Annotated in this window: 13 protein-coding genes and 1 tRNA gene; 6 read left to right on the top strand and 8 right to left on the bottom strand. The window is 64.5% G+C overall.

Features of this window, described 5'->3' with window-relative positions; genetic code table 11:
* Nucleotides 1-162 precede the first annotated feature (162 nt).
* Nucleotides 163-339 carry a YezD family protein gene (locus AB5I84_RS04180; protein ID WP_369454600.1) on the top strand — a complete coding sequence of 59 codons (177 nt, stop codon included), beginning with the start codon at nt 163-165 and terminating at the stop codon, nt 337-339.
* A gap of 453 nt (nt 340-792) precedes the next feature.
* On the opposite strand, the gene AB5I84_RS04175 is transcribed toward AB5I84_RS04180, so the two are convergent.
* The 8 genes from AB5I84_RS04175 to AB5I84_RS04140 all read right to left on the bottom strand — a co-directional run bounded on the left by AB5I84_RS04175 (nt 793) and on the right by AB5I84_RS04140 (nt 12,616).
* Nucleotides 793-2,124: an MFS transporter gene (locus tag AB5I84_RS04175; protein ID WP_369454599.1), complete on the bottom strand. Its 1,332-nt coding sequence runs from the start codon at nt 2,122-2,124 to the stop codon at nt 793-795.
* Nucleotides 2,125-2,176: 52 nt separating this feature from the next.
* Complete coding sequence (locus AB5I84_RS04170; protein ID WP_369454598.1) at nt 2,177-4,660, bottom strand: helix-turn-helix transcriptional regulator; 2,484 nt, start codon at nt 4,658-4,660, stop codon at nt 2,177-2,179.
* 45 nt (nt 4,661-4,705) lie between these two features.
* Complete coding sequence (locus AB5I84_RS04165) at nt 4,706-5,875, bottom strand: saccharopine dehydrogenase family protein (RefSeq protein WP_369454597.1); 1,170 nt, start codon at nt 5,873-5,875, stop codon at nt 4,706-4,708.
* 64 nt (nt 5,876-5,939) lie between these two features.
* Nucleotides 5,940-7,742, bottom strand: coding sequence for a DUF1302 domain-containing protein (locus tag AB5I84_RS04160; protein WP_369454596.1), 1,803 nt, complete (start codon nt 7,740-7,742; stop codon nt 5,940-5,942).
* A 334-nt stretch (nt 7,743-8,076) separates the two neighbouring features.
* Nucleotides 8,077-8,805, bottom strand: coding sequence for an MgtC/SapB family protein (locus tag AB5I84_RS04155; RefSeq protein WP_369454595.1), 729 nt, complete (start codon nt 8,803-8,805; stop codon nt 8,077-8,079).
* A gap of 87 nt (nt 8,806-8,892) precedes the next feature.
* Nucleotides 8,893-10,272 (bottom strand): magnesium transporter, encoded by a 1,380-nt coding sequence (mgtE, locus tag AB5I84_RS04150; RefSeq protein ID WP_369454594.1) that lies wholly within the window; start codon nt 10,270-10,272, stop codon nt 8,893-8,895.
* Between the two features lie 31 nt (nt 10,273-10,303).
* A complete protein-coding gene (locus AB5I84_RS04145; protein WP_369454593.1) occupies nt 10,304-11,077 on the bottom strand; it encodes a PA4824 family protein in 774 nt (257 codons plus the stop codon).
* A 528-nt stretch (nt 11,078-11,605) separates the two neighbouring features.
* Nucleotides 11,606-12,616, bottom strand: coding sequence for an AraC family transcriptional regulator ligand-binding domain-containing protein (locus tag AB5I84_RS04140; protein ID WP_369454592.1), 1,011 nt, complete (start codon nt 12,614-12,616; stop codon nt 11,606-11,608).
* A 104-nt stretch (nt 12,617-12,720) separates the two neighbouring features.
* Here AB5I84_RS04140 and AB5I84_RS04135 point away from each other — a divergent pair, with 104 nt between their 5' ends.
* From AB5I84_RS04135 to AB5I84_RS04115, 5 genes are all read left to right on the top strand, one after another.
* Complete coding sequence (locus AB5I84_RS04135) at nt 12,721-14,976, top strand: outer membrane protein assembly factor BamB family protein (protein ID WP_369454591.1); 2,256 nt, start codon at nt 12,721-12,723, stop codon at nt 14,974-14,976.
* A gap of 20 nt (nt 14,977-14,996) precedes the next feature.
* Complete coding sequence (locus tag AB5I84_RS04130; RefSeq protein WP_369454590.1) at nt 14,997-16,712, top strand: alkyl sulfatase dimerization domain-containing protein; 1,716 nt, start codon at nt 14,997-14,999, stop codon at nt 16,710-16,712.
* 139 nt (nt 16,713-16,851) lie between these two features.
* On the top strand, nt 16,852-18,087 hold the full coding sequence (locus AB5I84_RS04125; RefSeq protein ID WP_369454589.1) for a putative DNA modification/repair radical SAM protein: 1,236 nt from the start codon (nt 16,852-16,854) through the stop codon (nt 18,085-18,087).
* 64 nt (nt 18,088-18,151) lie between these two features.
* Nucleotides 18,152-19,027, top strand: coding sequence for a TIGR03915 family putative DNA repair protein (locus AB5I84_RS04120; protein WP_369454588.1), 876 nt, complete (start codon nt 18,152-18,154; stop codon nt 19,025-19,027).
* Nucleotides 19,028-19,153: 126 nt separating this feature from the next.
* Nucleotides 19,154-19,230 (top strand) — tRNA-Met (locus AB5I84_RS04115).
* Nucleotides 19,231-19,233 lie beyond the last annotated feature (3 nt).

The following is a 19,233-nucleotide window of genomic DNA, read 5'->3' as shown; positions in this document are numbered from 1 at the left end:
AGAAAAAAGAATAAATGATTCTGTTCTTATGCAATCGCTTGGCATAAGCCATCACTGCTCGCGCGCATATGCACAGAAGTAAGCGGTCTTTCCGTGGCGCCCCGCGTGCGCCCTAGCATCACTGCTGCCCTGCCCATTGCGCCGCTGCCAAGGAGATCGGCCATGTCTGTTTCTGCTGCTGCCCACCCGCTCGCCAATGACGTGGTACTGGAGCGCATCCAAGCCGCGCTGCACGGCCTGCGCTACGGCGCGGTGGAGATCACCGTGCACAACGGCCAAGTGGTGGTGATCGAGCGGCGCGAGAAATTCCGCCTACCAGACACCCGCCCGCCCCGTTGACCCAGCGCGCCGGCCCAAGTGCTGCCGCGTGCGGCCCGCTGACCGATCACGCCGCGGTCCCCGCAGGTCTAGCAGTAGCGGTATCAGGACAGCAGCAGTCTGGGTCGCTCTGGGCGTCGCCACTGCCAGAGCGGCATCCACGCCGGCCACTTCGCACGTCACCGCCGCTCTGTACGGCACCCTGAGCCACGCTGCCGTTGGCGCCGCTAAAGGCCGTCTCATCGCTCGCCGATGCGTGCGGCTGTCTCCCAACTCGCCCCCACGGCAACGGGGTGCAGACCACCTCGCCGCCCACCGGCTGCCGTTTAAGCAATTGCCGTCGCCCGCGTCTCTAGCTGCTGCCACGCGCGCAACCGCGACCAACCGCCTTCACGCCGCCCGAATGCGGAGCAAAAAAAAGCCGACCCGTATCTAACGGATCGGCCAGGGCCATGCCGGCCGGACTTACTGCATTCAGTTGTGCTGCATCGCGCGCTTGGATCGGAACAGCGCCGGGATCGACAGCAGGCAGATCACCCCCGGCACGATCGACACCGTCCACGCCACAGTGCTGAGCGCCAGCGGCGTTTGCTCCAGCACTTCGGTGCCGGAACCTTGTTGGAAACCGGCCAGTTGCAAGATCAGGCCGGCCAGGCCGGCGCCCAGCGCCAAACCGATTTTTTCTCCCCAGATCCACAGCCCAGTGAAGGCGCCCTCTTCGGCAATGCCGGTGCGGCTGCGCTGCTGGGCGATGATGTCGGGCACGATGGCGAAGCAGAACAATTGCTGCCCCGCATTGGCAATGCCAAACAGCACGATGGCAAACCAGAAACCAGCGGCGCCATACATCGCCAGCCACAGTGATGCGGTGGCGGCACCATAGAGCACGGTGGCGAGCACAAAGCTGTTGTGCTTACCGAAGTTGCGCGCCAGCCAGGTCCAGCACCAGGTGGTGGCCACCGTCAGTACCGTCAGCCCGAGGAACAGGGTCGGTACCGTGGCCGGGTCATTGCCGAGCCAGTATTTGTCGTAGAACGGCAGCATCGCGGTACTCACCGCCACTGAAATCATCTGGATCACGAACGCCAGCCACAGCCAGCTGAACGCACGGTTGCGGAACGGCGCCAGCATCGAGCCGGAACGTACCTGCGGCTGCAACGGTTTCACCGGTGAACCGCCGGTGCCGAGCACCGCACTGGCCATGCCAGCAAAGGCAATCAGGCCAATCAGCAGCGCCATATTGGCGTAGCCTTCGTGACCGCCGCCGGTGGCGCCCACCAGCCACGGCGCCAGCGCGCCAGCGAGCAGGAAACCGAGTGCCAGCAACGCACTGCGCCAAGCTGCGACCTTGGTGCGCGCATGCGGGTCTTCGGTGACTTCTGCCAGCAGCGTGGCGTAGGGCACGGTGAACAGCGAATAACCGGTGCAGGTCAGGGTGTAGAACGCAATCACCCACACCAAGGTCGATTGCCAATCACCCAGATCCGGCGGCGAAAACATCATCGCGAACGCCACCAGAAATACTACCGAGCCCACTGCCATCAGCGGCCGGCGACGGCCCCAACGGGTGTTCAGGCGATCTGACCAGCGCCCCAGCAACGGATCGAACACCAGCTCCCACAATTTCGGAATCAGAATCCCGGCTCCGGCGGCGCCAGGCGGAATACCGAGAATTTCAGTCATGAAAAACAGCAGCAAAATTTGTGGCGTTAAAATAAAAATTGCCGGCCCCAAACTACCCATGCCATAGGCAGGGGCAAACCAGCGGGACGGCAAGCCGGACGCAGTGCGCGGGGTAGAGGTCACGTTGTTATTCTCCTGGTTCAACACATCGAGACCGACCCCGAGGGTCGGCCGGTTACATCAACAATCCCAGTGCTTTGGCACGGGCCACCGCCAAGGTGCGGCGGTTCACTTGGAACTTGGCATTAATGCGTTTGGCGTGGGCTTTCACGGTATGCAGCGAGATCGACAGGATGTCGGCGATTTCGGCATTCGAGTAACCCTTGGCGATCAGTTCCAATACTTCGTGCTCGCGCTGGCTGAGCAGCGCTTCGGCGCGCTCCGGCGGCGCGTTCTGGGCGCTGGAGTCCGGTTTAGGCAACGCCCGCTCGCTGAACTCGTGCACCGCGTTGAGCTGGGTTTCCAGCACTAGGTTGCGCTGCCCTTGGCGTGCCGCCATCGCCGCAGCAGAGGCCAGCATGCGTTCCGCCTGGCGGATATCGCCGCGCTGGTGACGCGCCTTACCGAGTGCGGTCAACGCCTGGCTGACGATGACTTGGAAGCCGGCGCCTTCCGCGCGCTCCAGCGCTTGCGTCAGCACCTCGATCGCTTCATCAATGGCGCCCTGGGAACACAACGCTTGGGCATGCAGGAAACTCATCAGCGCAAACAATTCCGGGCACGAACTCGGCGGCGTCAGCGCCACCGCGTCTTCGTACTGGCGCCGCATGCGCTCCAGCATCTGCGTCACCGGCAGGTAGTGGCGCGCCTGCAACCACACCCCGGCACTGCCGACGCTGAGCACGCTGCGGTAAATCGATTCGGACACGTCGCGGGTGTGCATGGCGCGCTGCACTTCCGCCAACCGCTGTTGAGCGCGGTCGACATCGCCGGCGCGCGCATCCAGCTGCGCCAGCAACACATAGCTGTAGAAAAACACCGGCGTGCCGGCCGCCATCGACAATTCGCGGCCCTGCTCCAGCGCCGGGCGCGCGGCTGCGTCGTCGCCGATCATCATCAATAGCCAGCCGCGGCGGATCTGTTCCGCGCCGCGCAGCAACGCCGAGCCGCCACCTTGGCCGATCAAGGCGACGATCTGGTCCAGCGCCTGCAACGCGCGGTGCAGGTGGCCGGCCAGTTCTTCCACCTGCGCCTGGTCGAGCAGCATCTGGCATTCCAGCAGCAACTCGCCTTTGCGGCGTGCCAGCTCAAGCCCCTGCACCTGCAACCGCTGCGCCTGCTCGTGGCGGCCAAGCGCCAGTTCAGCGCGGGTCATGGACGAGAAACACAGGATCATTTGCGTCCAGTCCTCGTCCTGCTCCAGCGCTGCCAGCGCTTGCAGACCGAGGTTGCAGGCTTCTTGGGCCTGACCGCGATGCAGTGCCACTTCGGTTTGCAGCGCCAGCCGGGTGCCGTCCCAGCCGCTGTCTGGGAAGGCGTCCAGATAGCGCTCCGCCAATTCCAGCCGGCCGCCCATCACCAGCGCGCGGGTGGCGATGCGTAGCGCCGCCGGCTGACCGGCAAAATCATCCACCTGCAGCTGGCGCAAGCCGGCCAGCAGCGGTGACAAGTTGTGTTCGGAAAACAATTTGTGCAGCGGTACCTGCGCCAGCGCGCGCACTGCACGCGGAGCATCCGGCACCCCCAGCGCGTAGCCAAACGCGCTCAGGTGACGGCCGGCCAGTGCTAGCCATCCGGCGCCAGCCAGCAGCGCATCTTCTTGGTGCGGATAGCGTTCGCGCAGTACCGAGCGCAGCGGTTCATAGAGCGTGAAGCGTTCGGTGCTGCCCGGCAGCGTGCGCAAAAACGCCTGTTGTGCCAGCAGTTCCTGCAACGCGCGCGCCTCACCAGACAGGAACGCGCACAGCGCGCTGTCGACAAAGGGCGCGTGGGCAATCACCTGCAGCAGCTGCTGGCTGTTCGGGGCCAACGGTGCCAGCACTTCTTGGTCAAGGTAATCGAGCAATTGCGGGCAGCGATGCAGTTGGGTGTGGGCCAGCAGCTCGCGGCCGGTCTGCGCGTACAGGAACAATCGCAGGCCGGCGGCCCAACCGTCGCTCTGTTCATGCAGACGGCGGGCACAAAAATTCTGCCGCGGTGCCACCGCTGCCAGCAGCTCGCCGACTTCGGTTACCGTCAGCGCCAACGCTTCGCTGCCCAGTTGCAGCAACTGGCCATCCAGCAGCAGTCGGCTCAGCGGCCACTGCGGCTGGCTGCGGGTGGTCACCAGCCACTGAATACTGCCGTGCTGTACCTGTTCCAGCAGCCAGGCATCGCTGTCGTGATCGCGGCAGTAGCCGTCCAGCACCACCAAGGTGTCGGTGCGAGCCGCCAATGCCGACGCCAGACTGGCGCCGTCATCGTCCTGCGGCAGACACAATGCCTCGCCCAGCCGTGCTGCCAACTGCGCCGCGCTAAGCGGCTGACGCGGCAGCGCCACCCACACCACCGAGGGCGCATGGCCGAGCTGGGCAAACTGGTGCGCCAGCACCGTTTTACCGAAACCGGCCGGCGCACACAGCAGGCGCAGCCGCAGTGGCCGTTCCGGTGCCAGCGCGGTCAGCAACCGCTGCCGAGTAATGGCACCATCGAGCACACTGTGGGGGCTGGGGCACAACATGGCACTGTCTCCTCGCATCCGGCGCCGACACGGCACCACTCAGATTCAGTCCTCGCAGGACACCATCAGGCCGCAGCCATCCGGGCCGGTGAAACCATCCAGCAGCGCGAAGAAGGCATCCGGATCCACCGCTTGCTCCGGCGACAACACTCCGTGGCCTTGGATCGCACCCTGCTGCAACAGCGGCAGGAACAGTGCCAGCGGAATGCCGGTCACCGCACTCATGCCGCCAGCCGGCACCTGACGCAAGGTGGCGCCAACGCGGCGCTCACGGCCGTCCTTGGTGCCTTGCGCAAACGCCATAATGCCGATGGCATTGTCGTCTTCGCCTTCCATCAGCCGCTCGCGCCGCTGGTCACGGCCGCCGTCGCTCATCAGCACCGCCGCCGCTTGGTCCACCGTCATGGCGCCGGCACGCACTTGGTCCGCCAGCGCACGCAGATCGTCCACGAGAACTCCGACGCCAAGCATACCGTTCATGCAATTGCGCAGCGCTGGGAATCGGCGCGGGAAGGTCACCGCTTCTGGATGGCCGATACTCCAAAGATCCAGCGGCCCGTAACCGGGGTAGTTGAAGCTGCGCTGCTCCAGCGGCAGGCGTTCTTCGACATTGCCGTCCTGCACCAGCGGGATGGTCTCGGTGAGGCAGTGCACCAGATGTACGGCAGCCGCATCGGCGCTGGCGCCGGCTTCGCCTTCCTCAAAGAAGCCGTCGTCTTCGTTGTGGGCGTTGGACAGTCGCCAAGCGGAGTACAGGGTGTGAATGTCGTCCAGTTGCTGGGCGGCTTTCATAGCCAGCATGTTGGCGATACCGGGGCTGGCGCCTAGGCCAATCACAGCAGTGATGCCTTTGTTGGCGGCCTGTTCGTGCAGCGCCAGCATGTCCAGCGTCGGCTGCCAGTCGTCACAGATGTCGCAGTAGTGCTTGCCTTCATCAATGGCGGCTTGCAGCACCGGCACACCGAAACGGAAGAACGGCCCGGCGGAGTTAATCACCACATCGCACTCGCGGATCGCTGCGCGCAGGTCGGCGCCGTCGGTAATGTCGAGGAAGCGCGCCGAAAAGCGTGGGTCATTCAGCGACGCGGCGAAGCGCCCGGCGCGTTGGTGGTCGATACCAGCCAGCACCACTTGCTCAACGAAATCGAAGGTTTTCATCGCCCGCACTGCGGCGCGCCCCATGCTGCCGCCACCGCCGATCGCCAATACTTTCACACTGTTTCTCCTTGAGGTTGTCAGCCGGACCGCCGGGCCCGGATACCGGATACCGCCGGCGCGGTCAGAAGCTCATGCCCACGCTGAGCGACACAAAATCGCGGTCCACCCAGGTGTTGTAGCGGCCGCCGAAGTAGTCTTTCACCGTCACCGTGGCGCTGTAGCGATCGCGGTAACGGGCGCTCACGGACAGCTCGATGGACTTCGCTTCTTGGTTGAAATTGGGGCCCCAGCCATGCATGTCGTGGGTCCACACCAGCATCGGGCGCAGCCCGACACCGCCGCCCACATCGGCGAAGTCAGCAATAAACGCCGAGCGGTAGCCCCAGGAGTCGCGGCTGTGGAAGCCATCACCGTTGCAGTGCTGCGGGTTGTCGGTGTTGAGCAGCGTTTCGCACAGCCCCGGCACGCCCACTTCACCGTAGCCGTAGATCGAATCGCGCCCGAAACGCACTGCACCGGGGCCGGTCTTGAGGTCGCTGATGTGGTTCCACGCCACCTCGCTCATGAACAAGAACCAATCGGCGCCGAACGCGCCGGGCAGAAACTGGCTGAACGCCAACTGCACTTGCGACACCGGCAGACGGCGGTAACCGCGCAGGTGCTTGCCCTCGGACACCGCATCGCCGTTAAGCACGGTGGGGCTGATCGGCGCGCCGATGGTCTGCTGCGCAATGGCGTCAATGCCCAATGCGGTGTAGGTCAGATCGGTACTGTTTACCTGCAACGGCATGTTCGGTCGCAGACTCAGCTCACCGGAAAAGCTGGTGGCGCCCTCGGCCAATTCAGTGCGGAAGGTGGCCGCGTACAGCTCGATGCTCTCCGGGTAGTCGACGGTGTAGCCGGCCAGCGGCGAGTTGCCGACCAGGTTGGGATCGAACTGCGGATCGGTCACATCCAGCACGCTGCTGGCGATGGTGCTGTAGAACGGTGAGCGGCTGTGATAACGGCTGGCGATCAGGCCGAACTCGGTATCCTTGAGGGCGGCTTCTTTCCAGCGCAACGCCACGCCGTACTCACCACCGTCCTTGGGGGTGTTGTCGGCGTAACGGGGGATGTAGAGGTAATCGGGATCATTGGGGCGGAAATCGCTGCCGTAAATCAGGTTGCCGGTGACGCAGCCGTCCTGCACCACTTCGGTGGTGGCGAAGAAGGTGCCGCAGTTGCTGACCGCCATTTTCTCCCAGCCGAACTGGTAGAACAGGTCGACGCTGACGTCGTTACCGAGTTGCTGGGTCAGGTACACCATCGGCGCCGGGATCAGCGTTTCTTCGAGGATCATGCCTGGACGGCGGTAGGCGTTGCCGTTGTAGGCATACAGATCATTGAGCGCGTGCGTGTAGTCGTCGTTACCCCATGTCACCACTTGGCGGCCAACGCGGATTTCACCGTCTTGACCGCCCAACTGCCAGCGGGCAAAAGCGTAGGCATCAAGCAGCTCAATGCCGGAGGTGCGCGCGTAACGGTAACGGCCACTGTTGCTGATGTCATACAGGCGCTGGTGACGGTCCTGCTGCTCGACGTCGTACCACCACTGGCCACGCACGAACAAGCCGACATTTTCGTATTCCAGCGTCAGCCCGTGCAGGCCCTTAAACACCTGGGTGTAGACATCACCTTTGTTGAAGTTCAGCCGGTGGTCATCGGACGACAACGTCGATGCGGTGCCGCCGTTGCCGACGCCGATCAGCGATTTATCCGGGTTGCTCAGCGCCCAGCCGATGCCGGCACTGATGTGATTATCCAGCTCTCCGCGCAGGTCACCGCGCTCGAATTCAAACGCCAGCGCCGGGGTACCGGCCAGTGCCACGGCCAATACCAGCGCGTGGTGACGGCACAGCGGCCGAGACATTGTTGTTATGGTCATGGTGCAGCCTCATCGTGGAACCAGACACGTCGATGGGGTGCAGCGTCTCAGTGGCAGCCATGGCGTCGGTATTACCCCCAGGGGGTATTCACACCCCCCTCTTTCCATGGCCCAGACCTACTTTGGTAAAAACCGGTGAAACACGCGCCGTTGCTGGCGTTCAGCGATGCGGGAAGCGCTCGGGGCGGGCACAGGGAGGTGATAAAAACAGCGTCTACCGGAGTGCGGTGAGCATGACGGTCGGCAGTGTTACCGGGTGCGCGGCGGTCGACGTTACCGGGCTACCCACCCGGCCGCCGTCGAACGCCCCGAAGTAACTCCCGGTAACGCTCGATCACTCGCTGGTACTGGCAGTACTGAACGCTTGCGACACGTAACGGGCACGGCGCAGGCGCGCGGTGAGGCTGTCGAGCAGGTCGCCGCTGATGGAGGTCGGCACCAGCACCGCTTCGATTTCCAGTTCTTCTTCACCGAATGGGTTGATGTCCACATCGCGCAGCGGAATGTTGGCGGTTTCAAACACGGTTTCCAGCAGCGCCAGCGCTTGATCGCGGTGCTCGCGCGGGGTGATTACACACACGGTGTAGGTGGCTTCCACAGTTTCCACGTCAATCGGCTGGCGATCGATGCGGTTCACCACCGGCCGCAGCAGCGTGTTGGCCGCCAGCACGAACAAAGCACCGAGTAGCGCTTCAAGGATCAAGTCGGCACCCGCTGCGGTGCCCACGGCGGCCGAACCCCACAGCGTGGCAGCGGTGTTGATGCCGCGCACGTTGCCTTCCTCGCGCATGATCACGCCGGCGCCGAGGAAGCCGACCCCGGACACCACGTAGGCGACGATGTGCAGCGGGCTCGGGGTGCCGCCATGCAGTTGGAAAAAGCGCACGCCGACATCCACGAACAGCGCGGCGCCGACACACACCAACACGTTGGTGCGCAGCCCGGCGGTCCGTTGGCGCACCTGCCGTTCCAGCCCGATGATGCCGCCGAGCACGAACGCCACCAGCAGACTGACGGTGGTGTCGGCCAAGGACATGAGATTGATATTGGCAATGCTTTGCATGCGAGCATGCTCCCTTGGCTGAATGACAACCGCATGAATAAAAAAGGGCCGGTGATACCGGCCCTTGTAACCCGGTACCCGCGCCGATCAGTTGGCCACCAACAAATCGCCAAGGAACAGGTAGGCAAAACCGAAGTAGATGAACACGCCCACCAAATCCATCACCGACGTGATCAACGGCGAGCTGAGCGTCGCCGGGTCGGTGCCGATGCGACGCGCCAGGAACGGCAGCATGGCACCCACCACGCCGCCGATCACGGTGCACGCCAACATCGACAGGCCGACGGTGGCCAACACTTCAATGCCGACGCCCTTGGAGAAGTAGGCCAGCACCGCTTCCAGCAAGCAGATCACCACGCCCATGGTCAGCGCCACCGGCAATTCGCGCTTGATGACAAACCAAATATCCTTCCAGCGCAACGTCAACTCACCCAACGCCATGGAGCGAATCACCAGCGTGGCCGACTGGCTGCCAGTATTGCCGCCCATGTCGACGATCGGTGCGATGAACGCCGCCAGCACCAACACTTCGCTGAGGATGTCCTCCTGATGAGACACATAGGTGCTGGTGATGACGCCGAAGAACGTCAGGATCACCAGCCAAAACAGCCGCGTTTTGACGATCTTGCCGAAGCTGGATTCACGCAGATCGAGGTCGTCCCCTTCCAGCGTGGCGCTGCCGCCGAAGCGTGACAGCGAGGTGGCATCCTGCTCTTTCTCGATGTCCATGGCGTCGTCCACGGTGACGATGCCGATCATGCGCTGGCCGCCGTTGATCACCGGCACCGCCAGCAGGTCGTAGCGACGGATCAACGCAGCGGCCTGCTCCGCCGGCCATTCGGCACGGGCGTAGATCGGATCCGGCCGCATCAGGTCGGCGATGTTCTGCTCCGGCGCCGCCAGCACCAGCTCACGCAGCGACAGCGTGCCGAGCAGCCGTTTCTGCGCGTCCTGCACGTAGACCACATAGATGGTCTCTTTAGCCGGTGCGTGGGTGCGCAGGTAAGCCAACGCCTGGGCGGCGGTGCTGTCGGGGCTGACCACGGCGTAATCGGACGAGGTCACTGCGCCCACCGAGCCATCCGGGTAGGACGCCATTTTCAGCAGATCCTCGCGCTCCACCTTGGCCATCGCCGGCAGCAGCTGGTTCTGCGCGGCATGGCTGAGACGGTTGAAGATGTCGGCGCGATCATCGGACGGCAGGTGCTCGAACAGCCGCACCACGGTGTCCTTCGGCATGATGCCGATCAGCGCATCCTGCTGCTCTTGCGGCAGGTAGGAAAACAGGCCGGCGCGCTGGGTTTGCGGCAGTGCCATCAGCATGTTCATGACATCGCGGATCGGCTCATCAGCGAGCGCATCGGCAAGGTCGGCATGGGGGGTGTTGAGTACCGCCAGCGCGAACGCGTGCACGTCGCCGGCACGCAGGGTCATTTTCAGGCGGTTGAGCAAGTCATTGCGGTTCATTGTCGTTCTCCTTCCAGCTCCGGCGCCGCACTCAGTGCAGGAACGCCGGGCTCACCACCACCACACCCAAGGTCAGGGTGCGCTCTTCGTGCCAGCGGCCCACCGGGGCGCCGAAGCTGACATCCAGCTGCAAGCGGTCGGCCAGCAGTTCATGGCGCGCGCCCAGCTGCCAGCTTGGACGCTGGCCGCCGAGGCCGAACATCTCCGCGCCGATGTGGGTCTGCGGCAGCCATTGCCATTCCAGCGCGCTGCCCCAGTTGGCACGGGTTTCCCAGCCGTGATCCTCGTCGCGGTGATGAGTCACACCCAAGTTCACGTGCGCCACCAGCGCCTCGCCCTGTAGCGGCACACTGGTAATGCCGTTGAAGGTCATGTCGCCGAGCAAGTCGTCGTGGATGCGGCGGTCGCGGTCGCTGCCCAGTGACAGCGCAAAGCCGGGGGCTTGATCGGACAGGTCGCGCAGCTGGTGCTTTACCTGCCAAGCGGTCAGGTGGGTGTCGTCGTCATCATCCCAGCCGACGCCGAATGACAACTCGGTACGCTCCACCGGCGTGCAGCCCGGGTTCAGCCAGTAGGCCGGCGCGGTATGGCCGTCATGGCGTACTTGCTCAGTCCAGGCTTCCAGTTGGCAGGCCCCGGCATCGATCACACCGGCGTCGTCGGTATTCCATGGGCGCCCGGCTTGGGCAGACAGCGGCAGCAACGCCGCAGAGGCAGTCAGAGAGAGAGAGGTCAGGCGTGCGGTGGCACGGATGAAGGCTGCCCGACGGGCGGCGCGATCGGCCGCGTGGTGGAAATCAAACATGGTGCATCTCCCTCCGAATCATTTATCGGGGGCGGCACCGGCCTGATTAAAGGCGTGCGTCAGCCTCCGATAAATAATCCGGATTCTTAAAATGAATTTTGGCAAAACAATAAAATCGACAACTGCCAGGTTCGGGGTCCATAACGGCCTCCATCAACGTCATCGGTAGCACCGTCATCGCACGGACGACGGGCACGAGTTCACTACGGGCAAGACCCCGAAGCACATGGACGGACCACAGAAAAGCACTGCACGGCTAGGCCGAATCAGTGGCTATGCGTCTTTCAGAGGAAGGTACGAACGAAGGAAGGGTGTGACTTCGACGTGCCGCCTCGCGCTCCCGGCGCGATCACGGCAGTGTTGCTGCGCGTTATCTTGCCGAGAAGGTGCAGGCCCAGGCCTGCTGACAACTGTGACTCGAACAAGTGCCCACTCTGGGGGCCTCCGCAGTAATTAACACGCGGCGGATTATACGCATCTGCAACGCGGGCGCAATTGATCGCGACATTTTTTTATTATTCAGTTTAATTATTTCAATGGCAGGCCACCCCGTTGTTGGAAAGTGCGCGGCGCACAACGGTACCAACGGCGGAAGGCGGTGGAGAAATTACCCGCATCTTGGTAGCCGAGCGCTGCCGCCACCTGCCCCACCGGCTCGCCCGCCAACAACAACTCCGCCGCCCGCCGTTTACGCGCCGCTGTCTGCAGGGTCTGCAAGCGGGTGCCGGCGCGCTGCAGGCGCCGGCGCAAGGTGCGGGTGGATAGATGCAGTTGCGCCGCCAGCGCATCTTGGTCGAGCAACTGCTGCTGTTCACACAGAGCCCGCCACAGCAGCACTTGCACGGTCACCAGCAGCGGATCGCCCTGCTGTGCCGCCAAGGTGCGATGCAGCTCGCGGTCCGCGTGGGCGGCCAGCGACGGGTTGGCGGTCAGCAGCGGTGTTTCCAGGCCGTGGCGCTCGAACAACAGGCGGTGCTCAGCGGCCCCAAAGCGCACGCTGCCAAACCACTCGGCAAACCGTGGCGCTGCGCACGGCGCCCGCATCAACTGCGCTTGCACCGGTCGCACCGGCACCCGCGCCGTGCGCACCAAGCCATCCACCAGCACCGCCATGAACGCTTCTACCGCGGCCGGATGAACGCTGTCGGGCGCACCGCTAGCGCGGATGACCAGCGCGGTGTGGGCACCGCTGTGTTGCAAACAGACCTCAACGCTGTCGGACACCAGCCGGTAGAACGCCACCACCCGGTGCAACGCCTCACGCACCGTGGCACTGGACACCAACGCCACCCCCAGCGCTTGGAAATAGGTAGGGCTGAAATGGGCCGGCACATCAAGCGCGAAGGCCGCATCACCACTGGCTTGCTCTGCGCTTTGCCAAAGCCGCGTCATCGCCGCCACCGGCACCCGTGCCATCGGATCGCACTGGCGCGCACGCGCCAAGCCGGCCGCCGCCGCCAACGCGTCGGCATCAAGCCCACGTGCCTGCAAAGCATTGAGGACCGCGTGAAGCCACACGGCGATGGTGGTGCTGCTCATGATGTTGGCCACTTTGCACAAGTTTTTGGCCAACGCTAGCAAGAGTTCAGCGACGGCGCCATCCAGACTCGGAGGCCACTATGGACCACTTGGGGAGAATCACCGTGTCCGGCTTGCCGTCCTTCCAACCGAGTTTACGCCCGCTGTTGCTGGCCACCGCCGTCGCTCTGGCCCTCAGTGCCTGCGGCGGCTCCTCGTCTTCGCACCGCAGCACGACAGCGCCGACGCCGGTGCCGCCGCAGCTAGTGCTGCCCGGTGCGGGCGAGCAGTTCGCACACCACATTGCTCTCGACCATCACCCGGATGCTGTGCGCCAACACCTGATCACCCGCGGCAGCAGCATCCACCCGGTACTGGACGAGCTGTTGCTGCCGGTGGTCACACCGCCAGCGCAGGTGTCGCAGTGGCAGCCGCAGGGCCCCCGGCTCGCGGCACCGGCCGACCCGGTCTGGGGCGGACGCGGCGCCTACCGCACCCTGCACGCTGACGCGGTCAACAGCGACACCGTCCACACTGCTATCGCCCAGCCGATGCAAGCGTCGTGGGTAGCAGAATCAGAGTTGTACCTGCCGGAGGGCGCCACCTTCGATGACGCCGGCAACGGTTATGCCGTGCCCACTGACCCTAAAGAAGACGTGTGGCTGGTGAAATTCGATGGCCGCACGGGTGCCCGGCTGTGGGCCATGGGCGGACGGCAGTTCGGCCAAGGCGGTGCACCTATTATTCTCAATCATCCGCAGCAACCGGGTGAGCACATCATCATTGCTGCCAGCTTCGACCAAGTCATGGCGGTGGACAGCCACGGCAACCTGTTGTGGGCCACGCCCACCGGACTGCCGCGTGATCCTGGCCGCAGCACCGTACTGTCGCGTTCGTTCGGCGCCAACTACCACCCCGCCACCGGCAGCATCCTGACCGTGTTCGGCAACGGCGCGGTGGTCGGCCATGCGCTGGCCGACGGCCGGCTGCTCACACCGACCGCCTATCAGCTGCCGGGCAGCCCGCCGCCGCGGCCGCCGATCGAAGTGAAGCCGGAACTGTTCATGGCTGAGCTGGAAGGCATTATCGGCCACCTGTTCAACGATCTGCAGAGCTTTGCCGATATCACCAACCTGATCCTCGGCGGCGATGTGGAAGTGGCCAACTACTTCAGCATCCACCCAGTCACCGGCCAAGTAGTGATTGCCAGCACCGCGCCGGATGAGGCCGACGGCTACCGGGACGGTGTGTCCGAAAAAGGCGCGCTGTACGGACTGGCAGTCAGCACCAACAGTGACGGCTTGCTGCAATTTAATGTCCAGTGGCAGCAGCATTTCGACGGCGGCAGCGCGTCGACACCGGCCCTGAACGCCACCGGCGATCGTATTTACGTAGCTGATGACGCCGGACTGGTGATCGCTGTCAACGCGGCCACCGGCCAGCGCATCTGGGAGGCCGACACGCACGCTGGACAGGTGGTGGGCTCGATCGCGGTGGACGATGAGCGCCAGGAAATCTACGCCGCTACCGGCACTCACATCATCAAGTGGTTTGATCAAGGCCACTGCGCTGGCGATGGCCAGCAGTGCGGCCAGCCGGCGTGGCGCAGCAACCTGCCCGGCGTGTTTGACCTGAGTCCACTGACTGACGGTAGCGCCAGTACCGCACTGCACCAGCGGCTCGGCGCCTTGCTGACACTGGTAATGCGCGGTCAGGGTAACAGCCAATTCAGCTACCGCACCGACACCGCCAACATGGTGCTCGCCGGTGTCACCGCCAATGGCATTGTGGCCCAGGCCGGTTTCGGCTGGGAGGCCGGCCCCGGCCGGGTATTGCCATTCCAACTGGCGCAGGTGGTACTGGACCGCGCCGATGGCAGCGTGCTGCACAGCACACCAGCGCTGGAAGAGAGTGTGGCGGTGATGTCCTCGGCCAACAGTGGTGATCTATACATGGGCAACTCGCCGATCCGCCGTGTGCTGTCAGATGCACTGATCCAACGCGCGGGCACCACCTTGCAGCTGGAGAGCTTCGCCGAGTTCGGCTATCGCGCTTACGGCGGCATCACCCGCTTCGGGCTGTCCACCGCCAGTCATCAATGGCGGCGCATGGTCGATGATTTGCTGCGCGCGATGACGCTGCGGTTGGAGAACCACCGCGATAGCGCCGCTGATCCAGGCTGGCACAGCGATGCCGTGGACGCCAACTTCAATCAGGTCAGCCTCTTGCTGGCACAGCTGCCGGACGCTTTGGCGGTGGGTGAGCAACTCGGCGAGTTGGGCGCTGACGCGGCGCGCTACCAGCAGCTGCAAGTCGACCTCGCCGACGCGCTGGCGCGCCAGCATCTGGCTGATGCGCTGGCCGCATTGGCGGCGCTGTGATGGCCATTGAGGAGCACACCATGACCGCTCGTTTGATAACCTCGCTGGTACTGCTCGCCGGTGCCCTAAGCGCGTGTTCGGACGGCGCCCCGGCGCCGTCCGCCAACGCCGCAGCCCAAGCCGAACTGGCCGCTCACAGCGCCGAATTCCGCCGCGAGCTAATCCATGTCACCGAGGGCGTGCATGTGGCGGTGGGCTTCGGCCTTGCCAACAGCATCCTGCTGGAAGGCGGCGACGGCATCGTCGTGGTCGACACGCTGGAAACCCGGGAGCAAGCTGCCGAGGCACTGGCAGCGTTTCGCACCGTCACCGACAAGCCGCTGGCCGCCATCGTCTATACCCATAACCACGTCGACCATATCTTTGGCGCCGGCGCCTTCGACCCCGACGGCCAGGTGCCGGTGTACGCCCACCGCTCCACGGCGCGCTATATCCATGACATCGTCAATGTGATCCGGCCCGTGATGGCGGTGCGTTCGGCGCGCATGTTCGGCAGCCACTTGGAAGGCAGTGCGCTGGAAAACGCCGGCATCGGCCCCTTCCTCGGCATCAACGCCGAACGCCACGTGGATCTGCGCCTGCCCACCGAAACCGTGGACCGACAGCGCGTGGTGCAGGTGGCAGGACTGACGCTGGAACTGCACCACGCCCCCGGCGAAACCGACGACCAACTGTTCGTGTGGCTGCCGCAGCAGCGCACGCTGCTACCGGGCGACAACTTCTACCGCGCCTTCCCCAACCTCTACACGCTGCGCGGCACTCACCCGCGCGACGTCGACCAGTGGGTGGCCAGCATCGACCACATGCTGGAATTCCCAATCGAGCACTTGGTGCCGTCCCACGGCCGGCCACTGCACGGCGCCGAGGCGATCCGTAGCGCGCTCACCGACTACCGCGATGCGATGCAATATGTGCACGACCAAACGGTGTACTGGATGAACCGTGGCCTCACTCCAGAACGCATCGTTGAGCAGGTGCAGCTGCCGCCGCAGCTGGCCGCGTCACCTTACTTGCAACCGTTCTACGGTCAGGTGGACTGGTCGGTGCGCGCCATCTTCGACGGCTACTTGGGTTGGTTCAGCGGCGATGCCACTGATCTGGCACCGTTGCCGCCAGCAGAACGCTCCGCCTTGCTGGCGCAGTTGGCCGAGCGCGACACCCCCCTCAAGCAGGCGCTGGGCGATGCAATTGCCGCGCAGCAATGGAGCTGGGCCTTGCAGCTGGCGCGCGCGCTCAACGATTTGAATCAACAGGATCAACAGGTCCGCAACTGGCACGCGCACGCGCTGACCCGGCTCGGCGAGCAGAGCCAAAATGCCAACGCCCGCCACTACTATCTGACCCAAGCGGAAGAAGTGCTCAACGGTTTGCAACCCGGGGTGCGCACGCCGGTGGAGGCGGCCACCGTGCACAGCATCCCGCTGGCGCAATTGTTCACCTCGATGCGGGTGTCGCTGAACGCTGAACGCGCCGGGCAGCGCCAGCTGACGGTGGCGTTCGAATTCACCGACTCAGGCGAGGCCTGGCACCTAACGCTGCGCAATGGCGTGCTGGTCGTGAAGGAAGGCCGCACCGAGCGGGCGGACATCCGCCTTGCGTTGCCGGCCTGGCTGTGGAAGGAGGTCAGTGCCCAACTGCGCAACCCCGGCGTCGCTTTCCTGCGCAGCGATGTGCGGCTACAGGGATCGCTGGCAGAGCTGGTGGGTTTCCTGCGCTTGTTCGACCCGATGCAGTGACCGAACGGGGCCTGTGTTGTCGGCACAAAAACAGGCCCCGTGCCCGCACCACCGTACCTGTTTCGCCATACCGCTTTACCCGGCGCCCCGCTTCTCCGTATCATCCAATACTGACCTTTTGGACAGTGAATTTGGAACCATGGAGCTGATCGCCAAACTCTCGTTGCTGGCCGATGCCGCCAAGTACGACGCCTCCTGCGCCAGCAGCGCGGCGCCGAAGCGCAACTCGCGCAACCGCGAGGGCCTCGGTGCGTCCACCGGCGGCGGCATCTGCCACAGCTACACGCCGGACGGCCGCTGCGTGGCGTTACTCAAGATCCTGCTGACCAATTTCTGCCTGTATGACTGCCAGTACTGCATCAACCGCCGCAGCAGCGATGTGCCCCGCGCCCGCTTCAGCGTCGATGAAGTGGTGCGGCTGACGCTGGACTTCTACCAGCGCAATTACGTCAGTGGGCTGTTCCTCAGTTCCGGCATCATCCGCTCGCCGGATTACACCATGGAGCAACTGGTGGCAGTGGCGCGCAGTTTGCGCGAGCAACACCAGTTCCGCGGTTACATCCACCTGAAGACCATCCCCGAGGCGGACCCAGCGCTGGTGGCCGCCGCTGGCCGCTATGCCGATCGCGTCAGCGTCAATATCGAGCTGCCGCGGCAGGAAGGACTGCAGCGACTGGCACCAGAGAAAAGCCTGTCCACCATTCATTCGGCCATGGGGGTCATTCACCAAGCCGGCGAAACCCACCGCCACGCCACCCCCAGCTTCAGCGGCCGTAAACCGGCACGCTTGGCACCCGCTGGCCAGAGCACGCAAATGATCGTCGGTGCCGACGACAGCAGCGATGCGCAGGTGCTGACCACCGCCGAAAACCTGTATCAGCGCTTCAAGTTGCGGCGCGTGTACTACTCGGCCTACAGCCCGATCCCCGGCGCCCCCGGCACCGTGCCGCACCAACCGCCACCGCTGCTGCGCGAACACCGTCTCTACCAAGCTGACCATCTCATCCGTCTGTACGGCTTCGGCGCGGGTGAATTGCTGGCCGGCACCACCACGCTGGCACTGGATCTAGACCCAAAACTGGCCTGGGCGCTCAACCACCGCGACCAGTTCCCGGTGGACCTCAACCTTGCTCCCGAACAGCTGATTGCGCGCGTGCCCGGTATTGGCCTGCGCAGCGCCCAGCGCCTAGTGATGCTGCGCAGGCGACGGGCGGTGTGTTTCGATGATCTGGTGCGACTGCGCTGCGTGGTACGCAAAGCGCAGCCATTCATTGTCACCCGCGATTACCGGCCTTCGAGGGCCGAACCGGAGTCGGCACGCTTGGCACGGCAACTGCGAGACCCGGTGCCAGAACAACTGGGGCTGTGGGGATGAGTCTCGCACCGGTGACAGCATTGCCGCCCAGGCCAGCGACGCACCACTCGGCCAGTGCCGACCGATGAGCTGGACCGGCCACGCCGCTGATTTCAACGCTTGGCGCGATCAGGCGCGGGCGCTGTACCGCGCGCAGCTGCCGCCGCACCAAGTGCATTGGGACGATGCCGCGCAGCCCAGCCTGCTCAGCGACGGCGGCAACTTGCCGGCGCCGGTGCGCGCTGGTCCGCGGGTGCCCAAAACACTGTTAGCACAGCTGGAGCGCGCCGCCGCCTGCCGCATCGAACAGCGCTGGAATTTGCTCTACCGGGTGCTATGGCGCGTCGCCGAAGGTGACCGCAGTGCCATGTTGGCGGGCGATGCCGATGGCAGCCAGCTGGTGCAGCGCCTCACCGCGGTGCGGCGCGAGGTGCACCACATGCACGCCTTTGTGCGCTTCCAGCCCGCTCCCGACGGCCTGCCGCTGGACCTGATCGGCTGGCACCAACCACGCCATCAAATACTGCGCTGGGTCGGCGACCACTTTCACGGCCGCCTTGGTCGTCGCCGCTGGCTGCTGGCCACCCCGGACGACGGTGCCTTGCACGGTGATGGCGAGCAGGTGCATTGGCTGGCACAGTGCCCGCCAGATTGGGCCTCCGCTGCACGCGGCGCTGCCGGCGAAGGCGATCCGATGTGGGAGCGCTATTTCAGCAGTACCTTCAATCCCAACCGCCTCAATCCCCAAGCACAGTTACGCCACATGCCGCGACGCTTCCTCGCCGCGCTGCCGGAAGGTGCGCTCAGCGCCCGGCTGATCCAGGCCACGCGCCGGGGAGCGGCCCCGGAAGTGGTTCGCAGCGGTGCTCCACTGCGCATCAAGTCAGCGCCGCCCGCCGAGGCAGAGCCTGCAGAACCGCACCGCGACAATCAGGCTGGCCGTGCGGACAAAGACCGCTGAAACCTGGTAAACAAGGGGGGCGGAACCGGTCACCGAGTGGACCCTTGCAGATGTCTTGGCAGACACCAGGGCGCTCAATGCTTGACAGTGCCGCGACGCTCATCGAAAATGCGCGGCCTCGATCAAGGCTACGTAGCTCAGTTGGTTAGAGCACAGCACTCATAATGCTGGGGTCGGTGGTTCAAATCCACCCGTAGCCACCATAT

The sequence above is a fragment of the Alcanivorax sp. REN37 genome (assembly GCF_041102775.1).
GTDB classification, from domain to species: Bacteria; Pseudomonadota; Gammaproteobacteria; order Pseudomonadales; family Alcanivoracaceae; genus Isoalcanivorax; species Isoalcanivorax beigongshangi.
The sequence above is the reverse complement of the archived record's forward strand: the minus strand, read 5'-3'. Positions and strand labels throughout refer to the sequence as shown.